This window comes from Candidatus Frankia alpina, from assembly GCF_902806485.1.
Classification (GTDB): Bacteria; Actinomycetota; Actinomycetes; order Frankiales; family Frankiaceae; genus Frankia; species Frankia alpina.
In genome coordinates this window covers 1-9,490 of sequence record NZ_CADCWT010000195.1, presented here as the reverse complement: position 1 = coordinate 9,490, position 9,490 = coordinate 1, and the positions used below count along the sequence as shown (strand labels likewise).

At 71.3% G+C, this 9,490-nt stretch carries 6 protein-coding genes; 5 read left to right on the top strand and 1 reads right to left on the bottom strand.

Annotated features, from left to right (window positions below):
- From G6R25_RS27710 to recD2, 5 genes are all read left to right on the top strand, one after another.
- The coding region (locus tag G6R25_RS27710) for a GGDEF domain-containing protein (RefSeq protein WP_163553929.1) at positions 1-743 on the top strand (743 nt) is incomplete at its 5' end.
- A gap of 90 nt (positions 744-833) precedes the next feature.
- Complete coding sequence (locus G6R25_RS27705; protein WP_163553928.1) at positions 834-1,682, top strand: EAL domain-containing protein; 849 nt, start codon at positions 834-836, stop codon at positions 1,680-1,682.
- A gap of 402 nt (positions 1,683-2,084) precedes the next feature.
- Positions 2,085-3,164 (top strand): hypothetical protein, encoded by a 1,080-nt coding sequence (locus G6R25_RS18040; protein WP_163553927.1) that lies wholly within the window; start codon positions 2,085-2,087, stop codon positions 3,162-3,164.
- Positions 3,052-6,645 carry an Hsp70 family protein gene (locus G6R25_RS18035; RefSeq protein WP_163553926.1) on the top strand — a complete coding sequence of 1,198 codons (3,594 nt, stop codon included), beginning with the start codon at positions 3,052-3,054 and terminating at the stop codon, positions 6,643-6,645. Before G6R25_RS18040 ends, G6R25_RS18035 begins: the two co-directional genes overlap by 113 nt.
- Before the next feature lie 75 nt (positions 6,646-6,720).
- The gene (gene recD2, locus G6R25_RS18030) at positions 6,721-8,967 is read left to right on the top strand and encodes an SF1B family DNA helicase RecD2 (protein ID WP_163553925.1); all 2,247 of its coding nucleotides are present in this window, start codon (positions 6,721-6,723) and stop codon (positions 8,965-8,967) included.
- A gap of 12 nt (positions 8,968-8,979) precedes the next feature.
- Here recD2 and G6R25_RS18025 read toward each other — a convergent pair.
- Positions 8,980-9,490: LppP/LprE family lipoprotein (locus G6R25_RS18025; RefSeq protein ID WP_205447218.1), on the bottom strand; the 511-nt coding region annotated here is incomplete at its 5' end.

Genomic DNA, 9,490 nt, shown 5'->3' with positions numbered 1-9,490 from the left:
CGGCCCTGGCCGACCATCTCCGGGCCGACGTCGTGCAGGCGCATGAGCTGGACGAAAGTGGAGACCGGCGCCGTCTGCTCGCCCGCGCGGACCGCCGCGCGGCACCGGCGACGCCTCCCACCGGCCCGCCGGTCGAGACGGTGCCGGTCGAGATGCCCCGGCTCGTCGACCGTCTGACGGTGAGTGTCGGGCGACCCGATCGGCCGCTGGCGGTCATCGAGATCAAGCGGGCACCGGACCCGTTCACCGACCAGGACTCCCGCTTCGTCCAGTCCGTCGCCGCTGTGCTCGGCTCGGCGGCCCTGCGCCTGCAGATGGAAAGCGACATCCGCCGCCAGTCCCGGCACGACGGGCTCACTGGCCTGCCGAATCGGACCGCGCTGCTGGAGCGCCTCGAACGGGCCCTGCGCCGGGCCCATCGGGACGGCCGGCGGATCGGGGTGCTCTTCCTCGACCTCGACGGGTTCAAGGCGATCAACGACACCCTGGGCCACCAGACCGGCGACGACCTGCTCCGCGCGACCGCGACCCGGCTCGCACGGGCCGTGCGGCCCGGTGACGTGGTGGGACGGCTCGCCGGTGACGAGTTCGCCGTCCTGTGCGAGGCCGTCGACGGCCCGGCGGATCTCGAGGCCATCGCCGAACGGATCCTCGCCACCCTGGAGACGCCGAGCCGGCTCCTCGGCCACTGTGTCGTGGCGACCGGCAGCGTCGGCCTGGCGCTGTCCGGCCCGGATCTGTAGGACGGCGAGAAGCTGCTCAATGCCGCCGACATCGCCATGTATGCCGCGAAACGTGACGGGCCTGGGCGACACCGGTTCTTCCAGGAGTCGATGCGCACCCGACTCATGGACCAGCTGACCCGCGCCGATGACCTGCGCCGCGCCCAGGACGCCCACGAACTGACCCTGCGATACCAACCGATCCGGACCCCCGGCGGCGCGCTGGCGGGCGCCGAAGCGATACCGCACTGGCAGCAGCCGTCGAACGGACTGCTTCGGCTCGACGAGATCCTCCCCCGGTTGCGGCAGGCCGACCTTCGGGTTTCGATCATCCGCTGGGCGCTGGGCACCGCCGGCCGAGCCGCCAGCGGTGAGCCGGGCTGGCCCGACCCCCCACCGGACGAGCCGCCGCCCCTGCTCATGGTCGCCGCCTGGGGCCCCTGCATCACCGGCGAACGGTTCGTACCGGAGCTTGCCACCCTGCTGCGCGACACCGGCGGCGACACCCGCTATCGCCTGTGCCTCGAACTCGACGAGGACGAGCTTGGGACGGGCCGCCCGGCCGTCACCGCGGCGCTCGCCGACATCAGGAGACTCGGCGTACTCGTGTGCGTCGGCGACTTCGGCGCGAGCCCCGCCCCCCGCGGCCTCATCGGTCTCCCCTTCGACGGCATACGCATCGCCGACGGATACGTCCGCGGCGTCGAACGGGACCGGACGAAGCACGCCGCCGTCGCGAGCGTCATTCACTTCGCCCACCTGCTGGGCGCGCAGGTGCTCGCCGGAGACGTCGAGGACTCGGCCCAGCTGCGCGTCCTCCAGGAGCTGGACTGCGATCTGGTGGAAGGCCCCCTGCTCGACCCGGACGGCCCGCAGCCGTCCCTCCCACGCGGCGACCGACCCGGCGGACCACCGATCTCCGGCCACCCGATTTCTCCTACCGAGAATCGTCATCGTTAGCTGCTGAGGCGCGCACGTAGGACATGGATGGCTCTGTCGAGTCGGTGCTCAGCCCGCGAGGGCGACCTCGGCGAACGCAGCCAGGGCTGTCGCTCCGCATCCGACCTGTCGGAAACGCGACAGTCCATGGTCTGGACGGTCGGCGATCGATGAAACGCGCAAAGATGCTGAAAAGTGGTCGGCCACTGGCGGCTGGAGGTTCCCTTGGCCCAGCACACATCGGCACAGCCGGGTACTCGGATTCCCCATCCGCCCTGTTCCGACTGCGCCCGGACCCTCGATGAACATGCTGGTCGGCGTTTACGCAGAACGCTGTCGAAGCTGTCCGCGGCGCTTGAGACGGGCTCTTCGGGTGTCACCGGCAGGGCCGCTCATGCCGCTCGCCTGTACCGCGACACGCTGATGCGCCTGCTCATCGATGGCCAGCCGCTCGCGGTGTGCCTGTTCACCTGCTTCGATTCCCGCGTGCCGGCCGACCTGCATGCCACGGCTTTCGGTGGCGACGAGGCCCGGATGACCGCGGTTCTGGAGCGAGGCGGGCGGGAGGCGTCCAGCGTCGTCGTGGAGCTGTCGGTTCGCCTGGGATGGCCGGCGGCGCTCGCGACCGCCCGTGGACGCCTCCCGGTCGTGCTCCGCCGCGAGTCGGACCCGGCCGTGCTGGCCGCCGTCCTGCTGCGCTGCGCCGACCTGGGGATGCTCGACCGAGACCTGCTCGCGCAGGCGCTGCACGAGCACTGCGCTGCGGGGGCGTTGGATCGGGCGGCCGAGGTGTGGAGCGCCTTCTTCGCCCACCTGCCGGCCGATCTCCTGCCGCCGCTGTTCGAGGTGCATCGTTTCCTCGGCCGAGGCGCCGACGCCGTCCGGCTGGCAGACAGCGCTGCCCGGGTCCGGGCCGCGCTCGACTGCTGCCTGCGTTCTCCCCGGGTGGAGGACGCGGTGGCGGGTCTGGCCCTGGCCGAGCGTTCCGGCGCGGCGGCGCCGATCCTGCGCGCGCTACGCGAGCACACCGCCGAGCTGCATGTCAGCGCGGGCCGCTACGCCGAGGCGCTGCCGCTGTTCCGGGAGGCCGACCGCCCGCAGCGGCTCAGCGTGTGCCTGGAGGCGCTCGGCCAGATCGCGCAGGCGCTGGAGTGCTGCCCGTCGAACGACCCGGCCCGCATCGCGCGGCTGGTAGACCTGGCGTTGTCGGATGTTGACGCCGCCGTGCACCGAGGCCGCAGGCAGGATCCGGGAGCTGCTTGGCCACCTCGACCGTGCGGCCAGGCCCGCGGATCGGGTCGGGGCGAACACGGCGAACACGGCGACCCTGGCGATCAGCCAGAGCAACCTGGACGCGCAACGGGAGGACGTGGCCGCGAGGTTGACAGCCGTGCAGGTCACCGGTCGCCGCTACTTCGCCGACCGGCTGGGGACGGCTGCCGCGGCGGGGGAGCGGGCCGCGGTGAACGCGGCCCTGAGTCAGTTCGAGGAAGCCAACGGTGACTGGCCAAGCGCCGCGCTGGCCGCGGAGAAGGCCGGCGATCCCTACCGAGCGCACCTGCTGTACCGGCGAGCGGAGCAGTTCGGGCAGGCCGACCGGGTGCTGCGCGATGACACCTCCCCCGGCGGTCTCGCCGCCCGCGCCGCCTCCGCGCAGGCAGGTGGGGACACCCCGGCGGCGGCCCGCCTGTACGAGCAGGCCGGCCAGCACGAACGGGCCGCCGAACTGTTCGCGGCCGCCGGCGAACTCGCCGCCGCGGCGGCGGCGCTCCTGCGTGCACACGGTGACTCCGCCCTGGCGGACCCCCGGCTGGGGGACTTCCTGCGCCGCGCCGGGGACGCTGACCAGCTTGTCCGCCTCTGCCTGCGCGTTCTCGAGCCGTCCGCGTCGAGTTCGCGGGGCGCGGGGGTCGTGACGGTCGCCGTCGAGGAACTGCGGCGGCTGCGCGCCGACGGTCTCGTGCCGACGGCCCTGGCGGGCGAGGCCGAGGCGGCGCTGGTGGCGGTGGACGCCGATCGACGACGTCCGTTCGAACAGCGGGCCGCCGAGTGGGTCGCCGCTGCCCGCGCCGAGGTCGACCGGCGTTACGCCGGCATCTGGGGATTGGATCTGGGCACGTCGACGTGCTCGGCCGCCATCTACGACACCGTGCGGGGAACGGCGGTGTCATGCTCGGGGGGCGGTGAGGCGCAGTTCGCCGCGACCCTCAGCCTCAACGCCGACGGCAACGAGGTGGTCGGGCTCTCCGGCGAGGAGACCCTCACCGACCGCCTGCTCGGCCACATCAGTGGCGCGAAGCGGCGGATGGGCACATCGACCGTCTACCGCATCCGGGATCGGACGTACCGTCCGGAGGAGATCACCGCCCGGCTGATCCGCCATGCTCGCGGACTGGTCGAGGGCCACCTCGCAGCCGAGGTCCGGGAACGGGTCGGCGAGCTCTCGCGGGCGGAGCTGGGGGCCGTCCCGGACGACTGGCTGATCTGGCTGGAGGCCAACCACGACCTGCGGCTGGATCGGGGCCGGGCGGTGCTGACCATCCCGGCGTACTTCCAGAACAACCAGAAGCATGCCACCCGGGATGCCTGCGCGATCGCGGGTGTCGAGCCGGTCCGGCTGCTGCACGAGCCGACCGCGGCGTGCATGAGCGAGGCCCGGCAGCGCCGCCTCGCGGGTCAGGTCGTCGTGGTCGACCTGGGCGCCGGCACCCTCGACGTGAGCGTGCTCGACGTCGACGACGACATGTACGAGGTGCAGGGGGTGACCGGCGACACCGCGTACGGCGGTCGTGACTTCGACGACGCGATCCGGGGGGCGCTCGTCAGCCGTCTCGAACAGCGGGGCATGCGGGCGCCGGGGGCAGGTCGGGCCGGGCAGCGGCTGACGGTCGCGGCCGAGCACCTGAAGATCACCTTGTCTTCCCGGCGGCAGGCCGACTATGCCCTCGTCGGCTTCGATCGCGGCGCGGACGTGTTTCTGGAACTGGACCGGGACGAGCTGACGGAGATCCTCGCCGGGGCGCTGCGGGTGCTGCGCGAGGTCTGCGCCCGGGTTCGCTCGGAGCTGGCCGAACGTCCGCGGCACCTGGTCCTGGTCGGCGGGCCGATGCTGTCTCCCGTCGTGCGCGCGGTGGTCGAGGAGGTGTTCGACGCGCACCAGACGATGGTCGCCGACCCGCGGGCGGCGGTCTGCGGGGGTGCCGCGATCCTCGCCGCCGTTCTCGACGGCCGGCTGCGGGAGCGGGTCCTGCTCGACGTGACACCGCTGCCGCTGGGTATCCGCGCGTTGGAGGAGGACGACCGCGAGACCTTCTCGGTCCTGGTGGAGGCCGGTACCCACATCCCGGTCGAGCGCAGGGGCGTCTACAGCACGCACGCCGACGACCAGACCGCGATCAGGGTGGAGATCTTCAACGGGAGTCTGGCGGCCACCGCGAAGATCGGTCAGTTCCTGCTGGACGGCATTCGGCCGGCGCCGCGCGGGGAGACCCGTATCGAGGTGACGTTCACCCTCGACGCGAGCTGCGTTCTGGAGGTCACGGCCCGGGATGTGGCGACTGGCCGGTCGGAGACGGTGCGGGTGGACGACACCACCCTGCTGCCACCGGCCGAACGCGAGGCCATGGCCCGCAGCTTCGCCCGTCAGCGCGAGCGGGAACGGGCGGCGGCCGAGCGCGATGAGCTGCGGGAACGACTGCAGGCATTGATCGTGGAGGCCCGCTCCGACGACGGCGACGAGCTGTTGCGCTCCTTCGAGGACCTGCTGGCGGGTTTCCGGCCCCCGGCAGCCCCGATCGAGGCGGCCACCCAGGACATGCTCGCCGAGATGTTCAATCCGGCGGTGCGGGCGGACGCGGCGGCGGACCTGCGGCTGGCCGGTCAGGTGCTGCGGGACGTGGCGAGGTCGACGACCGAGTATCTCGCCCGCGGCACGAACACGATCACCCACTCGGGAGAGGGCACGGACGGCGCCGGCGCCGACGGTCGCGGCGCCGACGGCGAGGAGGGACGTCATCTCGCTGCCGAGCTCGAACGGATGCTCGCCCGCCGGCGTGACCTGATCAGGTGGGTGCGCCGGCGGATCGCACTGCTGGAGAGCCTGGCCGCCCGTGACCCGGACCCGCTTGGCCTGTTCCGGATTCGTTTCGGCGCCGGGGACCACCTGGGAGCGCTGCGCGCGCTTGGTGCCGAGCTCCCTGCGGACCCGCGCGATCTGCGCCGCCTGCTGCGCTGTCTGGCCGAGGTCGGTGATGCGGACAGCTACCGGCGGACCCTGCTGGCCGCCGCCGACCTGCTCGCCGTGCCCCTGCTCGACCCGTCCAACCCGGGGGCGTTCGCGGCCCGGATCGCGCCCGCGCTCGTATCAGTGACCACGACCTGGCCCGACGGGCGCCGGCGGATCGGGCGAGGATTCCTGGTCGCCGACCGGCTGGTGGCGACCAACCGGCACTGGCTGGTGGATTCCGCCGACGACCGGCGGCTCGCCGCGCCGGCCGACCTGGTCGAGGTCGGGCACGAGCTCTGGGGCACCCGGGCGGTGGGTCGGGTGCACACGCCGGCCGCAAGCGGTACCGACCTCGTCCTGCTGGTGCTGCGGGAACCGGCCCCCGCGCGTGGGCTGGGACTGGGCCATCTCCGTCTGCTGCGGCTCGGCGATCGGGTCTGGACAACCGGCGCGGATGGACCCGGTCTGCTCCGGGATGGCACCGTGGAGAAGTTCGAACACTTCCCCGCCGAGGACCTGTATCTCGTCCGGACCGGGATCACCCTGCCGGCGGCGGCCAGCGGTGGCCCGTTGTTCAATGATTCCGGCGAGGTCGTCGCAGTCCTCACCATCCCGGAGAGCCCTGGCCCTGACCCCGGTGCCGACCCCGGTGCCGGGCCGCCACCGGCCCAGTCCGGGGTGTTCGCGCTCTCAGTCGATGCCCTGGTCCCCCTTCTCGCCGCCGCCGGCACCGACCCGATCGAGCAGGCAGCGGGGTGAACCGACGACACCCGTCGCCCGATCTGATCCGGTGCGCCGAACCCGGAGCTCCGGGGTTTCGCATAATGGGTGCCCGTGACCACTGCCCGTTCTTCTGCTGATGCCGCGCGACAGGCGGTGGTGGAGGGGGTGTTGGAGCGGATCACCTTCGTCAGTGAGGAGACCGGCTACACCATCGCCCGGCTGGCCACCGAGCGGTCGGGTCCGGACCTGTTGACGGTGGTCGGTGCGCTGCTGGGCGCGCAGATCGGGGAGAGTCTGCGGCTGACCGGGCAGTGGGGGAGCCATCCCCGGTACGGCCGGCAGTTCCAGGTGCACTCCTACACCACGGTGTTGCCCGCCACGATCCAGGGCATTCGCCGTTACCTCGGCTCGGGGCTGATCAAGGGGATCGGACCGGCGATGGCCGAGCGGATGGTCGCGCACTTCGACACCGACATCCTGCGGATCATCGAGGAGGAGCCGGCGCGGCTGATCGAGGTGCACGGACTGGGACCCAAACGCACCAAGAAGATCGCCGACGCGTGGGAGGAGCAGAAGGCGATCAAGGAGGTGATGGTGTTCCTGCAGGGGGTGGGGGTGTCCACCTCCCTGGCGGTGAAGATCTACAAGAAGTACGGGGATGGGTCCATCGGCGTGGTCCGCACGCAGCCCTACCGGCTCGCCGCCGACGTGTGGGGGATCGGGTTCAAGACCGCCGACACCATCGCCCAGGCGGTCGGCATCCCCCACGACAGCCCCGAACGCATCAAGGCCGGGCTGCAGTACACCCTGTCGCAGGCCGCTGACGACGGGCACTGCTTCCTGCCCGCACCGAACCTGATCACCGATGCCACGAAGATCCTGGAGGTCGAGCGGGAGCTGATCGGCCCGTGCCTGGACGCCCTCGCCGCCGACGAGGGCGTGATCCGCGAGGGTGTCCCGGTCGGGGGCGCCACTGTCCCGGCGGTCTATCTGGTGCCGTTCCACCGCGCGGAGACCTCCCTTGCCGGCGGGCTGTTGCGCCTGCTCACCTGCGACGAGGAGCGGTTGGCGTCGTTCGCGGAGGTGGACTGGGACAGGGCGCGCAGCTGGCTACGGGGCCGGACCGGTCAGGACCTGGCCGACGAACAGGCGGAAGCGGTCAAGCTCGCACTGACCCGCAAGGTGGCGGTGCTCACCGGCGGCCCTGGCTGCGGCAAGAGCTTCACCGTCCGATCGGTGGTGGAACTCGCCCGGGCCCGCAAGGCCCGGGTGGTGCTGGTCGCGCCGACCGGGCGGGCCGCGAAACGGCTGGCTGAACTCACCGGACACGATGCCTCCACCGTCCACCGGCTGCTGGAACTGCAACCCGGCGGCGAAGCCAGATATGACCGTGACAACCCGTTGGACGCCGATCTGGTGGTGGTGGACGAGTCCTCGATGATGGACGTCATCCTGGCCAACAAGCTGGTGAAGGCGGTCGCGCCGGGGGCGCATCTGCTGCTGGTCGGTGACGTCGACCAGCTTCCCTCCGTCGGCGCCGGCGAGGTCCTGCGCGACCTGCTCGCCGCCGACGCCATCCCCAGGGTCCGGCTGACCAGGATCTTCCGGCAGGCACAGCAGTCCGGCATCGTGGTCAACGCCCACCGCATCAATGCCGGAACATCACCACAGCTGACCGGTTTCGCCGATTTCTTCTGGTTCACCTGCGAGCCGGCGGAGGACTCCGGGCTGCATCCGGCGGAGGAGACCGCCAGAATGGTGGTGGACGTCGTCGCCCGCCGCATTCCGAAACGCTTCGGGCTCGATCCGCGCCGCGACGTTCAGGTACTGGCGCCGATGCACCGCGGACCGGCCGGGGCTGGTAACCTCAACCTGCTCCTGCAGGAGGCTCTCACCCCCGCGCGGGAAGGCGCTCCCGAGCGCCGCTACGGGGGGCGGGTGTTCCGGGTCGGGGACAAGGTCACCCAGCTTCGTAACAACTACGACAAGGGCAAGGCCGGGGTGTTCAACGGCACCGTCGGCGTCGTCACCGGCATCAACGCTGAGGACCAGACGCTGACTGTGCTGTCCGACGAGGACGAAAGTCTCGTCTACGACTTCTCCGAACTCGATGAACTCGCCCATTCCTACGCCGTCACCATCCACCGGTCCCAGGGCAGCGAATACCCCGCCGTCGTGCTTCCACTCACCACCTCGTCATGGATGATGCTGCAACGCAACCTCCTCTACACCGGGGTCACCCGCGCCAAGAGACTGGTCGTTCTGGTCGGCTCCCGCAAGGCGCTGGCAGCCGCGGTCCGGACCCCGGGAGCCGGCCGTCGCCACACCGCCCTCACCCACCGCGTAGCCCTTCCTTGACGGTCGAACGGCCTATGCCGAACGGCTGTGCCACCGGCGGCTCAGTGGGGCGGTCCGCCCGGCGGGCGGGAGCGTGCCGTCGTTGGTGACGGCGGGTGGATTGCCCGTTAGGGCGAAGGTCACATCGGTGGATTTTCCGCTGGGGCAGCAGAACGAGTCGCCCGGGGCATACAGCACGTACCGGAGGACTACTTGTTTGTTGACGTCGTTCGCGGCACGTACCAAGGTCACGTCACTACTCGGTTCGGTGGCATCGTAACCGATGAAGCACTCGCCCACGAAGAAGAAGGCGCGCACGATGTTGGTCCCCGTCGGTTCCTGGAGCATGCCGATCACAACGTTGAGGCTACGCCCCTGATCGTAGCCCCTGAATTCACTGACCTGCATTCCTTCGCCCTGGACGAATGTCTCCGCATCCCACATGCTCCTGATGCCACACGTCGACCGTGCCGTCTCCGTGGTGGTCACTCGTTCCGCACCGCCCCGCTCATGGCCGGTCACCGCCGTCGCGCCCCCCTGGCCC